The 18,365-nt window shown below is 62.9% G+C and carries 17 protein-coding genes; 15 read left to right on the plus strand and 2 right to left on the minus strand.

Features of this window, described 5'->3' with window-relative positions:
- Position 1: 1 nt before the first annotated feature.
- The 9 genes from BXU06_RS17680 to BXU06_RS07500 all read left to right on the plus strand — a co-directional run bounded on the left by BXU06_RS17680 (position 2) and on the right by BXU06_RS07500 (position 9,377).
- Complete coding sequence (locus BXU06_RS17680) at positions 2–160, plus strand: hypothetical protein (RefSeq protein WP_171982149.1); 159 nt, start codon at positions 2–4, stop codon at positions 158–160.
- Between the two features lie 86 nt (positions 161–246).
- Positions 247–1,479: a DUF1615 domain-containing protein gene (locus BXU06_RS07465; protein ID WP_077302738.1), complete on the plus strand. Its 1,233-nt coding sequence runs from the start codon at positions 247–249 to the stop codon at positions 1,477–1,479.
- A gap of 24 nt (positions 1,480–1,503) precedes the next feature.
- Positions 1,504–1,833: an antibiotic biosynthesis monooxygenase gene (locus tag BXU06_RS07470; RefSeq protein ID WP_216352553.1), complete on the plus strand. Its 330-nt coding sequence runs from the start codon at positions 1,504–1,506 to the stop codon at positions 1,831–1,833.
- A 244-nt stretch (positions 1,834–2,077) separates the two neighbouring features.
- On the plus strand, positions 2,078–3,118 hold the full coding sequence (locus BXU06_RS07475) for a DNA-binding protein (protein ID WP_077298291.1): 1,041 nt from the start codon (positions 2,078–2,080) through the stop codon (positions 3,116–3,118).
- A gap of 61 nt (positions 3,119–3,179) precedes the next feature.
- Positions 3,180–4,307 carry a tyrosine-type recombinase/integrase gene (locus tag BXU06_RS07480; protein ID WP_077298294.1) on the plus strand — a complete coding sequence of 376 codons (1,128 nt, stop codon included), beginning with the start codon at positions 3,180–3,182 and terminating at the stop codon, positions 4,305–4,307.
- Positions 4,308–4,372: 65 nt separating this feature from the next.
- A complete protein-coding gene (locus BXU06_RS07485) occupies positions 4,373–4,819 on the plus strand; it encodes an OsmC family protein (protein WP_077298296.1) in 447 nt (148 codons plus the stop codon).
- A gap of 306 nt (positions 4,820–5,125) precedes the next feature.
- On the plus strand, positions 5,126–6,916 hold the full coding sequence (locus BXU06_RS07490; RefSeq protein ID WP_077298298.1) for an acyl-CoA dehydrogenase C-terminal domain-containing protein: 1,791 nt from the start codon (positions 5,126–5,128) through the stop codon (positions 6,914–6,916).
- Positions 6,917–7,208: 292 nt separating this feature from the next.
- Positions 7,209–7,637: an NfeD family protein gene (locus BXU06_RS07495; protein ID WP_171982150.1), complete on the plus strand. Its 429-nt coding sequence runs from the start codon at positions 7,209–7,211 to the stop codon at positions 7,635–7,637.
- 153 nt (positions 7,638–7,790) lie between these two features.
- Positions 7,791–9,377: an ABC transporter ATP-binding protein gene (locus BXU06_RS07500; RefSeq protein WP_077298302.1), complete on the plus strand. Its 1,587-nt coding sequence runs from the start codon at positions 7,791–7,793 to the stop codon at positions 9,375–9,377.
- A 549-nt stretch (positions 9,378–9,926) separates the two neighbouring features.
- On the opposite strand, the gene BXU06_RS07505 is transcribed toward BXU06_RS07500, so the two are convergent.
- Positions 9,927–10,463, minus strand: coding sequence for a C40 family peptidase (locus tag BXU06_RS07505; RefSeq protein ID WP_077298304.1), 537 nt, complete (start codon positions 10,461–10,463; stop codon positions 9,927–9,929).
- A 23-nt stretch (positions 10,464–10,486) separates the two neighbouring features.
- Positions 10,487–12,424, minus strand: a complete 1,938-nt coding sequence (locus BXU06_RS07510; protein ID WP_077298306.1) for an ATP-binding cassette domain-containing protein — start codon at positions 12,422–12,424, stop codon at positions 10,487–10,489.
- 154 nt (positions 12,425–12,578) lie between these two features.
- Here BXU06_RS07510 and BXU06_RS07515 point away from each other — a divergent pair, with 154 nt between their 5' ends.
- The 6 genes from BXU06_RS07515 to purF all read left to right on the plus strand — a co-directional run bounded on the left by BXU06_RS07515 (position 12,579) and on the right by purF (position 18,122).
- Positions 12,579–12,926, plus strand: a complete 348-nt coding sequence (locus tag BXU06_RS07515; RefSeq protein WP_077298308.1) for a hypothetical protein — start codon at positions 12,579–12,581, stop codon at positions 12,924–12,926.
- Positions 12,927–12,975: 49 nt separating this feature from the next.
- The gene (locus BXU06_RS07520; protein WP_150125143.1) at positions 12,976–13,389 is read left to right on the plus strand and encodes a protein YgfX; all 414 of its coding nucleotides are present in this window, start codon (positions 12,976–12,978) and stop codon (positions 13,387–13,389) included.
- Positions 13,390–13,405: 16 nt separating this feature from the next.
- Positions 13,406–14,695, plus strand: a complete 1,290-nt coding sequence (gene folC / locus BXU06_RS07525; RefSeq protein ID WP_077298312.1) for a bifunctional tetrahydrofolate synthase/dihydrofolate synthase — start codon at positions 13,406–13,408, stop codon at positions 14,693–14,695.
- A gap of 77 nt (positions 14,696–14,772) precedes the next feature.
- Positions 14,773–15,831: an SPOR domain-containing protein gene (locus tag BXU06_RS07530; protein ID WP_077298314.1), complete on the plus strand. Its 1,059-nt coding sequence runs from the start codon at positions 14,773–14,775 to the stop codon at positions 15,829–15,831.
- Entirely contained in the window at positions 15,831–16,415 is a 585-nt protein-coding gene (locus tag BXU06_RS07535) for a CvpA family protein (RefSeq protein WP_077298316.1), read from the plus strand. The genes BXU06_RS07530 and BXU06_RS07535 overlap by 1 nt, the downstream gene beginning before the upstream one ends.
- A gap of 177 nt (positions 16,416–16,592) precedes the next feature.
- Positions 16,593–18,122 (plus strand): amidophosphoribosyltransferase, encoded by a 1,530-nt coding sequence (gene purF / locus BXU06_RS07540; protein WP_077298318.1) that lies wholly within the window; start codon positions 16,593–16,595, stop codon positions 18,120–18,122.
- The last annotated feature ends 243 nt before the right edge of the window (positions 18,123–18,365 follow it).

Consider the following 18,365-nt stretch of genomic DNA (forward strand, 5'->3'; position numbering starts at 1 on the left):
CATGCAAAAAGACAATGCCAGATATATCGTCTGCGGCCCGATGGATTTGATTGGCTTCCTTATCCTGACATGGATTATCCGCCATCACTATGATCTGACTCAGAAAACCCGGACAAACCTGCCCCCCGGCAAACCGGCCAAGCCAGGCACGCACGAATGAGTGCGCCTGCACATTTCCCGCCCGCCGTGTGCCTCCCAGGGTTTGTGTACAATGGCAGCCTGTTCAATCCGTCATGGCAGAAGGTGATGAAATTTCGTTTTATTCTGGCCAGCAGCCTGGCCAGCCTGCTGGCCGCCTGCGGCACGGTGCAGCGGCCAGCCCCGGTGCAGCCCGCTGCGCCCATCAGCGTTCCGGTCACGCCAGTCAGCCCCACACCCACCTCGCCTACCGTACTGACGCCGCCCACGCCAGTCATCCCGCCCCCCCTGGTGTCGCCGCCCTTGGTATCGCCCTATCCGCTTTACCCCAACGAAGCCGCTGCCCGCGCCGCCGTCAGCCGCCTGCTGCCGGCCAGCGTGCGTGACAAAGCGGGCTGGAGCCAGGATATCACTGGCGCCTTTACCGGCCTGCGCCTGCCCTACCGCACTGATTTGTTTTGCGCCGCCATGGCGGTGATTGAACAGGAATCCACCTGGCAAGCCGACCCGGTGGTGCCGGGGCTGGGCGATATGGTGTGGAACAAGATTGCCGACAAAGCAGGTGGCCTGGTGCCGGTGGCGGCGCTGAAAGTGGCGTTTCTGAAACCATCGTCCACCGGCGAGAGCTATACCTCACGCATCAACCGCCTGCGCACCGAAAAAGAAATGAACACCCTGTTTGAAGACATGGTGGCCGACGCCCGCCGCCTGGGCCTGCCGGTGAACATGAAAAACCCGATCCGCACCGGCGGCCCGATGCAGGTCAGTGTGGAATTTGCCGAAGAACATGTGCGCAGCAAGGGCTACCCCTACCCGCGCAAAGGCGGCTGGCGCGATGAAGTATTCACCCGCCGTGGCGGGCTGTACTTTGGCATTGCCAATCTGCTGGACTTTCCTGCCGATTACCCGGACATGCGCTACCGCTTTGCCGACTTTAACGCTGGCCGCTACAGCAGCCGCAATGCCGCGTTTCAGGCCACCGTCGCCCGGCTGTCCGGCATCAGCCTGTCGCTGGATGGCGACTTGCTGATCTACCGGGATGGCGTGCCCAGCAGCAGCACCAGCAGTACCCAGCTGGCGCTGGAGCGATTGGAAGGCAGGCTGGGGCTGGGGCGCAACGAGGTGTTGCGCGACCTGAAACTGGAAAAATCTGCTGCGTTCAGCCACACCCCGCTCTACCAGAAAGTGTTTGCCCTGGCGGGCAGCCAGGCCCCCCGGGCGGTGATGCCACAGATTCGCCTGAGCAGCCCAAAAATCACCCGCAAGCTGACCACCGAATGGTTTGCCGACCGGGTGAATGGCCGCTACAAAACCTGCCTGGCGCGGGACGGCGTGCGCTAAACCGCGCCAGCCGGATCAATCAACATGGAGCCGAATAGCATGTATGTGGTGATTTTTCGGGCACAGGTGCGCGCGCTGGATGCGCAATACCAGCAGATGGCGGCGCGAATGCGCGAGCTGGCGCTGAATGAATTTGGCTGCCTGGCGTTTCACGCCGTCAGCGAAGGCGATCAAGAAGTCGCGCTGTCATACTGGCCCAGTGAACAGGCTATCCTGGCCTGGAAATCCCACCCGGAACACGGGCTGGCGCAAGCCGCCGGGCGGGCGCGCTGGTATCGTGGCTACTCGGTGGAAGTGGCCGAGGTCTGCCGGCATTACCAGCACCGCAGCGCCGACGAAGAAGCCGGTCAATAACTCCCCTGTGTGGCCCCCTGCCTCGGAGGGGGCCACACAGGCACAAGATCAATCCAGCCGTCAGTATGGTGCTTTGCGCTGGTTGGCCAACCCCTCCCCTCAATTTTGCCAGATCCCCTCCCCATCCCCCCAAAAAACTTCCTATTATTTCGATAATAGGAAATAGTGTGTAATAAACATTGTGTAAATCATGTAATACGTAATATATTTACACCTATCGCCACCAAGACCTCCATACCCAACCATGACCCCCCATTCCGCCAGTTATTTACGCATTGCCGACGTCGCCACCCAGTTGGTGGCAGAAGGCAAGTGGCCCACCGTGCTGGAAGTTCGTACCCGGCTGGGCAGTGGCTCCAACACCACCATCAACGAAGCACTCAAGGTGTGGCGGCAAACCTTCTTGTCGCGCCTATCCACCACAGGCCGGCGGCCCGACTGGCCAGTGGCCCTGCAGGAAGCGATGGAAAGCATCTGGCAGCAGGCGTGTCAGCAGGCCGACAGCGCACTGGACAGCGTGCGTGCCGAAGCGCTGGCCGACGCCGATGCGGCCCGTCAGCGCGCCAGCCAGGCCGAGCAGCGCCAGGCCGAGCTCGAACAGCAGCTGCATCAGCTGCAGCTCAACCATGACGCCACCCTGCAACGCGAACGCGGGCTGGAGCATGCGCTGGCCAGCGCCCAGGCGCAGGCCGAGGCGCTGGGTCAGCAATGCCAGGCCTTGCAGGCACAACAGGAAGACAGCCAGCGCCGTCAGGCCGAATGGCTGCAACGCCACCGCGAAGCACTGGCCGAGCAGGAAACGCAGGCACAGCAACGCCTGGATGCGGCGCTGGCCAGCGCCAAGCAGGACGCCGAGCAACGCGAAGCGCTGGCGTACGAGCGGCTGGATGGCCTGCGCGTGCATTTGTACGGACAAATCGAAGCCGAACGCGCCGGTCTGCGCGAAGCACGTCAACAATGGGAAATCAGCCAGAATCAGCTGCGGGAAGATATGGAAAAACGCGAACTGCGCCTGTCCGCCCAGCTCACCGCCTTGCACGGCGAGCGCGAACAGCTGCTGGCCCAATTGGCCGACAGCGAGCAGCAACACCAGCGCTGGCAGCAGCAATGCCAGCAACTCAATCAGCAGCAGCACGTCTTGCAGCAGCAACTGGGCGAGGCGCAACAGGCGCTGGCAGAAAGTCGGGGGCGGCAGGCGCTGCTGCAGGAATGGCTGAGCCAGTTCACCGGCCCGCCACGCAGCTTGATGGCGTCAGCCCAGACCACTGACGCCGGCCAGGGCTGAGCCTGGTAAGCGCCAGCGCCTTGCGCTCGCTCCCAAACCGGTTTCACCGGATAATTGCACCATGAACTCCATTGAACTGCCCCGCCCCTTTTCTGCGTTCAGCGCCGAGCTGGCCGAACGCCCGCTGACGGGCGGGCGGCCACGACTGATTGCCGCGCGCAGCGATGCCGAAGCGGTGATCACCTGGTTGCGCGAATATCAGGACTCGCCACATACCTTTAACAATTACCGCAAGGAGGCCGAGCGGCTGCTGCTGTGGTGCGAAGGCCGTGGCCAGGCGCTGGCCGGACTGGGACGGGAAGACGTGCTGGATTACCAGCAGTTTTTAGGCAACCCGCAGCCGGCAGCGCGCTGGATTGGCCCGGCACGGCCACGCCAGCACCCCGACTGGCGGCCATTTACCGGCGCGCTGGCAGCGTCCAGCGTGCGTCAGGCCATGACCATCCTCGGGGCGCTGTTTCAGTACCTGCTCGACGCCGGCTACCTGCATGCCAACCCGCTGGCGCTGGCCCGGCGCAGCAAACGCGCGCTGCAAGGCCCGCCCACCGTGGAGCGCTATCTGGAAGCATCCAGCTGGCGTGCGGTGCTGGACACGCTGGACGCACTGCCCCAGCATGGCCCGCGCGATATTCAGCACTACGAACGGGCGCGCTGGCTGCTGCACCTGCTGTATCTGACCGGGGCGCGTCGCTCCGAAGTGGCGCAGGCGGTGATGGGCGACTGGTTTCAGCGCAAGGGTTTGTGGTGGTGGCGGGTGGTGGGCAAGGGCAACAAGCAGGGCGATATTCCGGTCAGCGATGCGCTGCTGGCCGCGCTGCAGCGCTACCGCCAGCACTGTGGCCTGAGCGATTTACCCAGCCCTGGCGAACTCACCCCGCTGGTGGGCCGGGTCAACCGCCCTGGCGCGCTGGACACGCTGAGCGACAAGGCGATTTACCTGATTGTCAAACAAGTGTTCCGCCTGGCAGCCGAACGCTATCCGGCTCAGGCCGACACCCTGCTGGCCGCCTCCACCCACTGGCTACGCCATACCGCCGCCTCGCATCAGCTGGACGCTGGCGTGCCGCTGCTGGTGGTCAGCCAGAACTTGCGCCACAGCACCATTCAGACCACCCGGAAATACCTGCACACCGAAGACGACGCCCGCCACCAGGCCAGCCAGCTGCATGGCTTGCGCCGGCCAGAGTAGCGTCAAGGCCCCCATCACCCGCTGCGCACCGTGCAGCCACGCCAACCCCGCAAAAAGGAACATCCATGAGCCAAGGCGAAATCCGCATTACCCTGACCCAGCAGGCCGACTACCAGTTTCTGATTGATTTTGGCCCCAACCTGCCCAGCCTGCTGGCCGACGAACCAGAACCGCTGGGCCACGGCCTGGGTCCGGCACCCAGTCATCTGCTGGTGTCTGCCGCCGCCAACTGTCTGGCCGCCAGCCTGCTGTTTTCCCTGCGCAAATTCAAGCAAAACCCCGACCCGATCCGCGCTGAAGCCAGCGGGGTGATTGAACGCAATGAAGCAGGCCGCCTGCGCATGAGTACCATCAATGTGACCTTGCAACTGGGCCGCAAGGCGGTGGAAATGGAGCATCTGCAACGGGTGCTGGAGACATTCGAGAGTTTTTGCACCGTGTCGCAGAGCATTCAGAGCGGGGTACAGGTGAACGTGGTGGTCGAAGACGCCGACGGCGTGCGGGTGAAGTAAGCCGGCAGTACACCCGGCCCGGTGCGTCGCCGTGACAGACGCGACGCACCAGCTTGGGAGGCTGGTGCGTCGGCAATAAACCCATTGGCAGCGCAGCATGATTACGCAGCACACCCTCGCTGCCAAGCCGGTGTCCGAGTGCTATTGTGCCATGACAGGCAGGGGAATGTCGGGTAGAACTGTGGCCAGAAACATACACTTAAAACATTCGTTTGAAAAACAGTTGCCACTGCCCGGTTTTGCCATTACATTTACCCCGCCAACACGCCATCCAGCAAGGACGGCGAACCTACACGGAGAGACATCATGCCTGCATACAAAGCCCCGCTGCGCGATTTTGATTTTGTTCTGAACGAGGTGATTCAGGTTCAAAACGTGATTCCTTCCCTGCCTGGCTACGAAGAAGCCACGCAGGATGTGTTCGCGTCCTACCTGGAAGCTGCGGCCAAGTTCTGCGAAAACGAACTGGCCCCAATCAACCGCGCCGCCGACGAAGAGGGTTGCAGCTTCAACCCGGCTGACCACAGCGTCACCACCCCGACCGGTTTCAAGCACGCCTACCAGCAATACTGCGAGCTGGGCTTTACCGGCCTGGACTGTGACCCGGCCTATGGCGGCCAGGGCATGCCCAAGGTACTGGCTTTCCCGATGATGGAAATGCAATGCTCGGCCAACGTGGCCTGGTCGATGTACCCCGGCCTGAGCCACGGCGCTTACTCGGCCATCCACGCCCATGGCACGGAAGAACAAAAAGCTACTTACCTGCCAAAGCTGGTGGATGGCAGCTGGACCGGCACCATGTGCCTGACCGAACCACACTGCGGCACCGACCTGGGCCTGCTGAAAACCAAGGCCGAACCGAACGGTGACGGCAGCTACAGCATCACCGGCACCAAAATCTTCATCTCCGCCGGCGAGCACGACCTGAGCGACAACATCATTCACCTGGTGCTGGCCCGCCTGCCGGATTCTCCGAAGGACGTGAAGGGCATTTCGCTGTTTATCGTGCCGAAGTTCCACGCCGACGGCAGCCGCAATCCGGTGGCCTGCGGCGCGCTGGAACACAAGATGGGCATCAAGGCCAATGCCACGGCGGTGATCAACCTCGACGGTGCCAAGGGCTATCTGATTGGCGAACGCGACAAGGGCCTGGCCTGCATGTTCACCATGATGAACGCCGCCCGTCTGGGCTGCGGCATGCAAGGCCTGGGCCTGGGTGAAGCCGCCTTCCAGGGCGCGCTGACTTATGCTCGCGAACGCCTGCAGATGCGCGCACTGACCGGGCCGAAAGCCCCGGAAAAAGCCGCCGACCCGATCATCGTCCATCCGGACGTGCGTCGCATGCTGCTGACGCAAAAAGCCTACACCGAAGCGGGCCGCGCCATGACTGCCTGGCTGGCACTGCAACTGGACATCGAAGAAAAATCCGCTGACGAGCAAGCCCGCGCCGACGCCGCCGACCTGGTGGCACTGCTGACCCCGGTGGCCAAGGCCTTCATGACCGACAACGGCTACACCGCCACCAATATGGGCATGCAGGTGTTTGGCGGCCATGGCTTTATCCGCGAATGGGGCATGGAGCAGCTGGTGCGCGACTGCCGCATCTCGCAACTCTACGAAGGCACCAACGGGATCCAGGCCATCGACCTGCTGGGCCGCAAGGTGCTGATGGACCAAGGCCAGAAGCTGCGCAAGTTCACCAAGCAGGTGCACAAGTTCTGCGAAGCCAACAGCAACGACTCGCGTCTGAAAGACATGGTTGATGCACTGGCCAAGCTGTTGAAGGACGTAGGCGACGTGACCATGCATGTGGGCATGCAGTCGATGATGAACCGCGACGAAGCCGGCGCTGCCGCCACCGACTACCTGCGCCTGATTGGCCACCTGACCTATGGTTTCTTCTGGCTGTGGATGAGCAAGGTAGCGCTGGAAAAACTGGACGCCGGCAGCGGCGAAAAGGCTTTCTACGATGCCAAACTGACTACGGCCCGCTTCTACTTTGCCAAGCTGTTCCCGGAAGTGCACAGCCTGATGGTCACCCTGAAGGCCGGCGCCAAGCCGCTGATGGAGCTGGATGAAGCGCACTTTGCGTTTTAAATCCTGAATGCCTGTCGCCAGCATGGCGGCGGCAGGCTGTGTGCATCGTGTGTTGTGATGGACAACATGCCCTTGACACCGCGTTTCCGAGCATTTCGGCAGCGCGGTGTTTTTTTATCTGCCAGGGGTATGACAAGTAGTTTTACGAATTGCTCAGCGCATCCTCAACGCCTATACTGCCGCATCCGTTATTCCATTGGCGAATACCGGTCGGCGTCAACGTAACCGGTTCAGCCGCACGATGCGCCGTTTATCCGTGAGCGTTCTCATAGCCTAACTAAGGATGTCCATCATGCATGTTCCCTACTTTTGGTTCGTTCTGGCGGCATTTGCGCTGGTGATCGAGATGATATTTGGCACGTTCTACCTGCTGGTGGCCGGTGTGGCTGCCATGCTGGCCGGGCTGGCCGGCGTGGGGGGCTATCTCGACCTGCCTGGCCAAATATTTCTGACCATCAGTCTGACAGCCCTGGGTTGCTGGCAGCTGTGGCAATATCAGCTCAAACAGCAGCGCCGCCCGCTGGAAGCGCTGGAAGTCATCGGCCAAACCGTGGAAGTGGAGCAATGGCTCAGCCCGCAACAGGCCCGCGTGCAATGGCGTGGCGCGCACTGGGATGCCCGGCTGGCCAAGGGCCAGGCCAGCCAGAATGGCCAGGCCACTTACATCATCAGCGCTCAGGAAGGCAATCTGCTGTGGATTGAGCAGTTCTCCGAGCGCTGATGCCCTGCCGTGCGCGTGGGCTCGCCGTCTTTGAGCCTGCGCGCTTCACCCCACGCTGCGCCATGCTGGCCTGATGCAGCCTCACCGCCGCCGCCAGGGCTGTCGTATACTGCTCGTCCTGCTTATCTTCTTTATCTCGCGAGCGCCCGAGCCATGTCCGACCCCACCGCCCCCCTGCTTCATCTGCATCAGCTTGGCGTGCGCTTTGGCTCGGTCGATGTGGTGCGCGAGGTGTCGCTGACGGTGGCACATGGCGAAAAACTGGCGCTGGTGGGCGAATCCGGCTCGGGCAAAACCGTCACCGCGCAGGCCATTTTGCGGCTGAACCGCGATGTCGGCTATCAGGGCCAGATTCTGCTGGAAGGCCGTGATGTACTGGCCTTGCCAGAGCGGGCAATGCGCAGCGTGCGCGGGCGCGAGGTGGCGATGATTTTTCAGGAGCCAATGAGCGCGCTGAATCCGCTCTACACCATTGGCAACCAGATCACCGAAGCGCTGAGCGAACACCTGGGCATGAACGCCCGTCAGGCGCACACCGAAGCCATTGCCCTGCTGGCGCGCACCGGGATTCCCGAACCGGAGCGCAAGGTCAACAGCTATCCGTTTCAGCTGTCTGGTGGCCAGCGTCAACGGGCGATGATAGCCATGGCGCTGGCGTGCCGGCCCAAGCTGCTGATTGCCGACGAACCCACCACCGCGCTGGACGTGACTGTCCAGGCACAGATTCTGGCGCTGCTGGCCGATGTGCAGCGCGAGTTCGGCATGGCCGTGCTGCTGATTACCCACGACCTGAATCTGGTGCGCCGGTTTGCCGACCGGGTGGCGGTGATGCAAGCCGGGCAAATTGTGGAAACCGGTACAGTAACCGACGTGTTTGCCCGTCCGCAGCATCCCTACACCCGCCAGTTGCTCGACAGCCGCCCGCCTGCGCTGACCAACAGCGAAGGCACGCCGCAAGCCGCCGACGTGGTGCGCGCCGAATCGGTGTCGCTGGCGTTCAGCCAGCGCAGCGGCTGGTGGCGAACCCGGCAAACGCCGGTGCTGCACGATATTTCCCTGCGCCTGCGCGCCGGACACACCCTGGGCATTGTCGGTGAATCCGGCTCGGGTAAAACCACGCTGGGGCTGGCGCTGCTGCGCCTGCTGGAAAGCCGGCCCTCGGGCCGGGTGGTGGTGGCCGGGCAGGACGTGTCCACCTTGCCGGCCAAAGCCTTACGCGCCTTGCGCCGGCAGGCGCAGGTGGTGTTTCAGGATCCGTTTGCCAGCCTGTCGCCGCGGATGACGGTGGGCGAAATTGTAGGAGAAGGGCTGGCGCTGCACGAACCGCAGCTGGGGGCCGACGCCCGGCTGGCGCGGGTACGGGCGATGCTGGAAGAAGTGGGACTGGCGGCAGACTGCCTGCAACGCTATCCGCACGAGTTTTCCGGCGGGCAGCGCCAGCGGATTGCCATTGCCCGCGCGCTGATTTTGCGCCCGCAACTGTTGCTGCTGGATGAACCCACCTCGGCACTGGACGTGTCGATCCAGCATCAGGTGCTGACCCTGCTGCGCGAGGTGCAGCAGCGCTATGGCGTGGCCTATCTGTTCATCAGCCACGATCTGGCGGTGATCCGCTCGATGGCGCACGATGTGCTGGTGCTGCACCAGGGCCGGGTGGTGGAAAGCGGCCCGGCAGCGCAGGTGTTTGCCGCGCCACAAGCGGCATACACCCAGGCACTGCTGGCGGCGGCGCTGGGCTAAGAGCCGCTAGTCGCCCGTCACGTTGAAATACCAGGGTTTATACGAGCAAGTTTATGCAGGGTATCTCGGTTTAATTTCTGTTAAAACAAAACCTTACTCTGCCATAGCGAACCACCCACCGCGCCCCACCGCGTCATTCCCGCGCAGGCGGGAATCCAGGGGCATCCACAGCGTGCAGCGGGTATGAGCACTCACGACCGTCCCGCCATGCAGGCCCCCATGATGCACGCTGTGGCGCGGTCTGGGTTCCCGCCTGCGCGGGAACGACAAGTCGGGTGAGGTTCATGCCGAAAGCGGTCTAGCCGCCCGTCACGTTAAAATACCAGGATTCATACGAGCACGTTTATGCAGGGCATCTCGGTTTAATTTCTGTTAAAACAAAACCTTACTCTGCCACAGCGAACCACCCACCGCGCCCCACCGCGTCATTCCCGCGCAGGCGGGAATCCAGTAGCATCCACAGCGTGCAGCGGGTATGAGCACTCACGACCGTCCCGCCATGCAGGCCCCCGCGACGCACCGCTGTGGCGCGGTCTGGGCTCCCGCCAGTCAGTCAAACACCGTGCGTGCGCCCTCCAGCCGGTCGGCAAAGTAGCCGGAGGCCAGGGTGTCCACCCGGATATTGCTGTTGGTGCGCGGGGCGTGGATAAACTTGCCATCACCAATATAAATGCCCATATGGGAAAATGGCCGGTTCATGGTGTTGAAAAACACCATATCGCCCGCGCGCATTTTGCTCAGTGCAATCGGCTTGGTGCTCTCGGCAATTTGTTTGGCGTTGTGCGGCAGGCTGACATTCACGGCGTTTTTATAGATAAACGCCGCCATGCCACTGCAATCCAGCCCGGCTTCCGGGTTGCTGCCGCCAAACTTATAGCCCACATCCAGCAGGCCCAGCGCGTACATCACCACTTCACGCGCGTCGCCCGACGCCTGCAGATTGGCCAGGCTGCGGTTGGCGTTGGGCCTGGCGCTGGCGGTGCGCGGTGGTTTGGGCTTGCTGGCAGTGGGGGCGGGTTTGTGTGGCGGTGGGCTGCTGCTGGAGCAGGCCCCCAGGCCAAACAGCGCCAGCACGCCCAGCAGCATGGCCGCGCGCGGCCAGGCAGCGCTTAGCTGGCCCGGCTTTCCAGCGCATCCCAGCGCGCCAGTTTGTCCAGCAACAGGGTATCGATTTCGTTCACGCGGAGTTGCCATTCGTGCGCCTGTTTCGGGTCGGTTTTGTAGATATCCGGGTTGAGCAAGGCTTCCTGCAGCGCGGCCTGTTCGGCTTCCAGCTCGGCAATCTCATCCGGCAGGCGCTCCAGTTCGCGGGTTTCGTTGTAGCTGAGCTTATTGCTGTCGCGTCGGGCCGGGCGTGCCTTGTTGTCAGGCTTGTCGGCGGGTTTGTCGCTGACGCTGTTGACCGTCACCGTCCGGCTGGCCTGCGCGGCCAGTTCGGCCATGCGCGCCTGGGTGTTGACCCAGTCGCTGTAGCCGCCGGGGTATTCCATCAGTTGGCCATTGCCCTCAAAAGCAATCACCTGGGTGGCGACGTTATCCAGAAACGCCCGGTCATGGCTGACCAGAAACACCGTGCCGCCGTAATCGGCCAGTAATTGCTCCAGAAGTTCCAGCGTGTCGATATCCAGATCGTTGGTCGGTTCGTCCAGCACCAGCACATTGGCCGGGCGGGTAAACAGCTGGGCCAGCAACAGGCGGTTGCGTTCGCCGCCGGACAGCGAGCTGACCGGGCTTTTGGCCCGTGCCGGCGAGAACAGGAAATCTTCCAGATAGCTCATCACATGGCGACGCTGACCGCCGATTTCGACAAAATCCTTGCCGTCGCCAATCACATCAACAATGGCCATATTGTCGTCCAGCACACTGCGAAACTGGTCGAAATAAGCAATTTCCAGCTTGCTGCCCGGCTTGACCACACCGCTGTCCGGCTGGATTTCGCCCAGAATCAGCTTGAGCAGGGTGGTTTTACCCACGCCATTGGGGCCAATCAGGCCAATGCGGTCGCCACGCAGCAAACGGGTGGTGAAATCGCGAATCAGCAGCTTGCCATCATAGCCCTTGCTGACTTGCTCCAGCTCGGCTACCAGCTTGCCCGAGCGCTCGCCGGGGTCGAGGCGGAAATTCACCTGGCCGACACGTTCGCGACGGGCGGCGCGGTCGCGGCGCAATTGCTCCAGGCGCAGCACCCGGCCTTCGTTGCGGGTGCGCCGCGCCTCCACGCCCTTGCGGATCCACACTTCTTCCTGGGCCAGAAACTTGTCAAACTTGCGGCTTTGCTCGGCTTCCACCGCCAGTTCGTCGGCCTTGCGCGTCTGGTAGGCGCTGAAGCTGCCCGGATAGCTGCGCAAGATGCCCCGATCCAGCTCAATAATCCGGGTGGCGACATTGTCCAGAAAGCGCCGGTCGTGGGTAATCAGCAGCACGCTGCCGGCAAAGTTCTTCAGCAGGGTTTCCAGCCATTCAATGGCGGCAATGTCCAGGTGGTTGGTGGGTTCGTCCAGCAGCAGCACATCGGGCGAGCACACCAGCGCCTGCGCCAGCGCCACGCGCTTTTTCCAGCCGCCGGACAACTCGCCCACCCGCTGTTCGGTGGGCAGGCCCAGATGCGACAGGGTGGCTTCAATCAGGCTTTCCAGTTGCCAGCCCTGGCGCGCTTCCAGCTCGGTCTGGATCACCTGCATGGCAGCCAGCACGGCTTCGTGGTTGTCGTCGGACGGGGTGGACAGCGCCTGCACGGCGTGGTGATAGTCGGTCAGCAGCTGGCGCAAATCACCCAGCCCTTCGGCCACTGCTTCAAACACGGTGTGGGCCGGATCCAGCACCGGCTCTTGCGGCACGTAGGCCACACGGGCGTCGCTCTGGGCAATGATGCGGCCATCGTCGAGCTTGACGCTGCCGGCAATGGCCTTGAGCAGCGAGGACTTGCCCGCGCCGTTGCGGCCAATCAGGCCGACGCGCTCGCCGGGTTCGAGACTGAAATCAACCTGGTCGAGCAGGGGAACGTGCCCAAACGCCAGGCAGGCTTTTTCCACGGTAATCAGCGGCATGGTGGGGTGCTAAGGTTGGCAATGAAGGCGAAATTGTAGCATGCGCACCTGCTACAATACGCGCCAGCCGGATCGGTGCGCTGCACTGCGCCCGTCCCGATCTGCCCCCTGATCTGCCCTGGCCATCTGGCCGGGGGTTTGCCGGAGTATGACCATGTATTTTGTTGACCGCGCCGTGGCGGTAATCAAGCCGAAGCAACCGTTTGCCGACTGGCTCAATGCCGTGCCGGACAACGATATGGATTTGTCGCTGGACAGCCTGCGGGCCGACAGCACGGTGATCCTGATTCCGGAATTCGAAGAACCGGAAGAAGGCGTGGCCTATATTGATGAAATCTTTGAAACATTGTTTCAGATGGAACTCTCCAGCTGGTACGACGACGAAAGCCTGTGGCCACAAGACCGTTCGCTGAAAACCTTCTGGGAATGGTTCGACGTTGAAATTCACTCCACGGTGATTGATTCGCTGGACGATGCGCTGGAAAACACCTCCATCCACTGAGCACGCGTGGCGGTCGCAGGGCGCTCACGCCGACCTGACGCCGTTTACCGTGACGCTGACGCGTTCGTGCAATGCACTGGCGGTGCTGCTGGCCGTGCTGATACTGGCGGCACTGGTCGCTTGGCATGCGCCGCCCGCCAGCCTGCTGGCCGCGCCCCTGCTGCTGTGGCCCGCCTGGCGCGCCGCCCGGCAAAGCGGCTGGCTGGGTGCCGCCCTGCCCGAACTGGCGGTGACGGCCCGTGGCGAGCTGATCCTGCAGCATGCCGGCTACGCCGAAGCGGTGAGCGTGGCCGCCGACAGTTATGTCTCACCATGGCTGATGGTGCTGCAGCTGGACACCCTGCATGGCCGCCAGACGCTGCTGCTGACCGTGGACTCTGCCCCAGCCGACGCCTTGCGCCGGTTGCGGGTTTATTTGCGCTGGCGCATTGCGCCGCATTGTGGTGCTTCAGCCCACCCCTGACAGGAAAACATCCTAGATGACAACTGCTGCTTCCCTGGCCGACTGGCTGAGTCGGCTGGAATCCCTGAACATCAACAGCATCGACCTGGGCCTGAACCGGGTGGCCCAGGTCAAAGACGCCATGGGCCTGACGCCGCCCTGCCCGGTGATTACCGTCGCCGGCACCAATGGCAAAGGCTCGGTGGTGGCGATGCTGTCCACCATCCTGCACGCTGCCGGCTACCGGGTGGGCACCTTCACCTCGCCGCACCTGCTGGCCTACAACGAGCGGGTGGCCATCGACTTGCAGCCGGCCAGCGATGACTTGCTGATTGCCGGCTTTGCCGCCGTGGAAACCGGGCGCGGCGACACCCGGCTGACGTATTTCGAGTTTTCTGCGCTGGCGGCGATGTACACCTTTCTGGCCGCCAAGGTGGATGTGATTGTGCTGGAAGTGGGCCTGGGTGGCCGGCTGGACGCCGTCAATGCCTTTGACCCGGCTTGCGCGGTGGTGGTCAGCGTCGATCTGGACCATCTGGACTGGCTGGGCAGCAACCGCGAGGCGATTGGCCGGGAAAAGGCCGGGGTGTTTCGCACCGGCGTGCCAGCCATTTGCGCCGACAGCCGCCCGCCGCGCTCGGTGATTGAATACGCCCAGCAGATTGGTGCACCGCTGTGGTGCATTGGCCAGGACTTTGGCTACAGCAAGCACGACGACAGCCCGCAATGGAATTTCTGGCTGGGTGACACCCGCCGCTCTGCCCTGCCGATTCCGGCGCTGCGCGGCGGTTATCAGCTGGCCAACGCCAGCGCGGCGCTGGCGGCGCTGGAAGCGGTGCGCCAACAGCTGCCGGTAGGCATGGGTGACATCCGTCGCGGCCTGCTGGATGTAGAATGGCCGGGCCGTTTTCAGGTGCTGCCCGGCCGCCCGGTGGTGGTGCTTGACGTGGCGCACAACCCGCACGCCGCCCGCGCACTGGCCGGCAACACCCTGAGCCTGGGCTTTGCCGAGCACCGCTATGCGGTGTTTTCCATTCTGGGCGACAAAGACGCCGATGCAGTGATTGCTGCCATGCTGGAACATGTTGACACCTGGCTGATTGCCCCAGTGGACAGCCCACGCGCCTTGCCGCTAGACGTGCTGGCCGCCAAGCTGGCCGAGCACGGTGCCCGCGACGTGCGCCAACTGGCCAGTGTGGCCCAGGCCTGGCAGCTGGCTACATCGCAAGCCAGCGAAAATGATAGAATCACCGTGTTTGGATCGTTTTACACGGTGGCCGAGGTGATGAAAGCCCGCGCCGCCGAGAAGGCCGCCCAGCGGCGCTGACCCTGTCCCGACCCGGCCCGCCTGTCGCGCGCCGCTTGGCGGGACGTTTTGTTTGCACGTTTTACACAGGATTTCTGATGTCAGGATTGACCAGCCAACAGGACGAACTGGTGCTGTTACGCAAACGCGCCCGCCGCCGCTTGATCGGGGCAATCGTCATGAGCCTGGTCGCAAGCGGAGTGATGTTGCGGGTGCTGGACAGCAAACCCCAGCACGAGATGCGCCCGGAAACCGTGGACATCGTCAGCAACCTGCCCAGCGACAGCAAGCCCGCCACCAAACCGGCGGTGCCCGCCGGTGAAGCCAGCTCAACGCCAGCGGCGGATGCCCCGCCGGCCAGCGAGAAAACCGCCAGCGCCCCGACGCCTGCGGCGGCACCTGCCGACACTGCTGCGCCGGCCAGCCCCCCGGCTCCGCCCACCAGCACGGCCCCCGCCGCTGTACCTGCCGCCAGCCTGCCGGCAGCGCCGCCGCCTGCCCCCGCCCTAGCCGCCGCCATGCCTGCGCCGCCGCCGGCCAAATCGGTGGCTGCCGTCAGCCCGCCGCCGGTCCAGGATACGCCACCGCCCGCACCCAAGCCGGTGCCACGCCCAGAGCCAGCCAAGCCTGAGCCGGTGAAAGCCGACAAACCGGAAAAACCCGAAAAACCGGCGGAAAAACCCAGCAAGAAAGACAGCCACGACCCGGCTGCCATCTTGAGTGCCGACGCCAGCAAGACCAAAAAAGCGGAAAAGCCCGAGGTCAAACCCGAGCCCAAGCCTGAGCCCAAGGTAGAAAAAGCCGAAAAAGCCGACAAGGCCGAGAAAAAGCCGGAAAAAACCGAAAAACCGGAAAAACCGGAAAAACCGGAAAAACCGGAAAAACCCGTCACCAAGCCAGAAGACAAGCCGGCAGGCAAGGAAGGCAAGCAGCGCTATCTGATTCAGCTGGCAGCCCTGTCCGACCCGGCCAAGGCCGATGCGCTCAAGCAAAAACTGGCAGGCCTGGGCGTACATGCCTCGGTCAGCCGGGCCGAAACCAGCAAGGGTGAAATCCACCGCGTGCGGGTGGGGCCGTTTGCCTCGCAGGAAGAAGCCAAGGCGGTGATGAACAAGCTGGGTGCCGCTGGCGTGTCCGGCATCATGGTGCCGCAGTAATGAACGGTCTGGACTATCTGCTGCTGGCCGTGGCTGGCATCTCGGCGCTGATGGGCCTGCGCCGGGGCCTGGTGTCCGAGGTGCTGTCGCTGGCGGGCTGGGTGGTCAGCTTTATCCTGGCACGCCAGTTTGCCACCCAGGCCGGACAATGGCTGCCACTGCCGCTGCCTGGCGATGAGGTGCGCTGGCTGCTAGGCTTCATTGGTCTGATGCTGGCCAGCTGGCTGGGGTTTTTCATTGTGCGCCAGCTGCTGGCCGGCGTGCTGCGCGTCACCGGCCTATCCGGTCTGGACCGGTTTTTTGGCATGGGCTTTGGCCTGGCGCGCGGCCTGCTGGCAATCACCCTGGGCGTCTTGCTGGCCGGGCTGACCAGCTGGCCCAATCACCCGATGTGGCAGGCATCGGCGCTGGTCCGGCCCTTTGAACAGCTGGCGCTGGCCGCCCGGCCCTGGTTGCCGGGCGAGATGGCGGTGCGGGTCAAATACCCGCTGAACGCTGATAGCGCCTCGCTGCGTCAGCTGCTGCCAGAAGAACACGGCACGGTGCTGCCAGTGATGCCAGTCAGCCCGCCAACGCGCTATTGATTCACGCGATGGATTGCAGTCACACCGCACCGGGTCACCCGGTGCGGCAACAGGATGCGCCCGCAGGCAGACACCGCGAGCGCATCCGGTTTTTTTCTTGGTGGCCCGACCGATGGCGGGCCGTCTGATTCGGGCAGGTTCAGCCTGCCTTCTCAAGCATGTTGGGAAACTTCTGTTATGTGCGGAATTATTGGGGTAGTGGGACAAACACCGGTTAATCAGCTGTTGTACGACGGTCTGCAGGTGCTGCAGCATCGCGGCCAGGATGCTGCCGGCATTGTTACCGCCAACGGCAACAGCTTTCACATGCACAAGGGCAGTGGCATGGTGCGCGATGTGTTCCGCACCCGCAATATGCGCTCGCTGCTGGGCAAGGCCGGGATTGGCCATGTGCGCTACCCGACTGCCGGATCGGCGTCCAGTCTGGCCGAAGCGCAGCCGTTTTATGTCAACTCGCCCTTTGGCATTGTGCTGGCGCACAACGGCAACCTGACCAATACCGAGGCGCTCAAGCGCTCGGTGTTTGAAAAGGACCTGCGCCATATCAACACCCAGTCGGATTCGGAGGTGCTGCTGAATGTGTTTGCCCACGAGCTGGAGCAATACATTGAAGGCACCCAGTTGCCGGTGGATGCCATTTTCAAGGGCGTGGCCGGGGTGCACCGCCGCGCCAAAGGCGCTTATGCGGTGGTGGCGCTGATTGCCGACCATGGCCTGGTGGCGTTCCGCGATCCCTGCGGGATTCGTCCGCTGGTGCTGGGCCGCAACGATCTGGGCGAATACATGCTCGCCTCGGAATCGGTGGCACTGGACTGTTCCGGCTTTACCCTGGTGCGCGATATTGCCCCAGGCGAAGCGGTGTACATCACCTTTGATGGCCAGCTGCACGCCCGGCAATGCGCCGAGCACACCGTGCACGCACCGTGTCTGTTCGAATACGTCTATTTTGCCCGCCCGGATTCGATTATCGACGGCGCATCGGTGCATGCCGCCCGCCTGAACATGGGTGAAAAATTGGCAGAAAAAATCCGTGGCCTGAATATCGACCTGGATGTGGTGATTCCAATTCCGGACACCAGCCTGCCATCGGCGCTGGAGCTGGCCAAGTGCCTGAACCTGCCGTTCCGCATGGGCTTCATCAAGAACCGCTATGTGGGCCGCACCTTCATCATGCCGGGCCAGGCGGTGCGCAAAAAGTCGGTACGCCAGAAGCTCAACCCGATTGCCAGCGAATTTGCCGGCAAGAATGTGCTACTGGTGGACGATTCCATCGTGCGTGGCACCACCAGCCGCGAAATCGTGCAAATGGCACGCGACGCCGGGGCCAACAAAGTCTACTTTGCTTCCGCCGCGCCGGCGGTGCGTTTCCCCAATGTCTACGGGATTGACATGCCCACCCGCGCCGAATTGCTGGCCACCGGTCGCGATGACGGGCAGATTGCCGCTGAAATTGGCGCGGACGCGGTGATTTATCAGGAACTCGACGCGCTGAAACAGGCAGTCAGGGACGCCAGCGGCAAGGACAGTATTGTGCTGGACCAGTTTGAAACCTCGTGTTTCGACGGAAAGTATATTACCGGCGATATTGGCGAGGCATTTCTGGCGGTGATTGAATCGCGCCGTCAGGAATCGCTGGCCAGCCGCGAAGAATCCCAGGGCATGCTGGATTTGAACCTGAACGTGGCCGAGCAGAATCTGGTGCAATAAACCGCATACCGCATCGGGCGGGTTGTTGCTCTCGCGCACACGCCGCTGACTGACTTGGCTGAAAGACTCCACCAGGTTCAGTCAGCGGCGTGTGCGCATGTGGGCATCGCCAGCGTGATATCTGGACGGGCCAGCAGGCGGACACTGCCTCCGCTTCTGGCCCGCGTGCAATTTCAGATGGTAATTTCCCCGGTATTGGCTACACTTGACCCAACATCCATCGACATTTCTTTCAGCAGAGGC

It is taken from the genome of Aquaspirillum sp. LM1 (assembly GCF_002002905.1).
Lineage (GTDB): Bacteria > Pseudomonadota > Gammaproteobacteria > Burkholderiales > Aquaspirillaceae > Rivihabitans.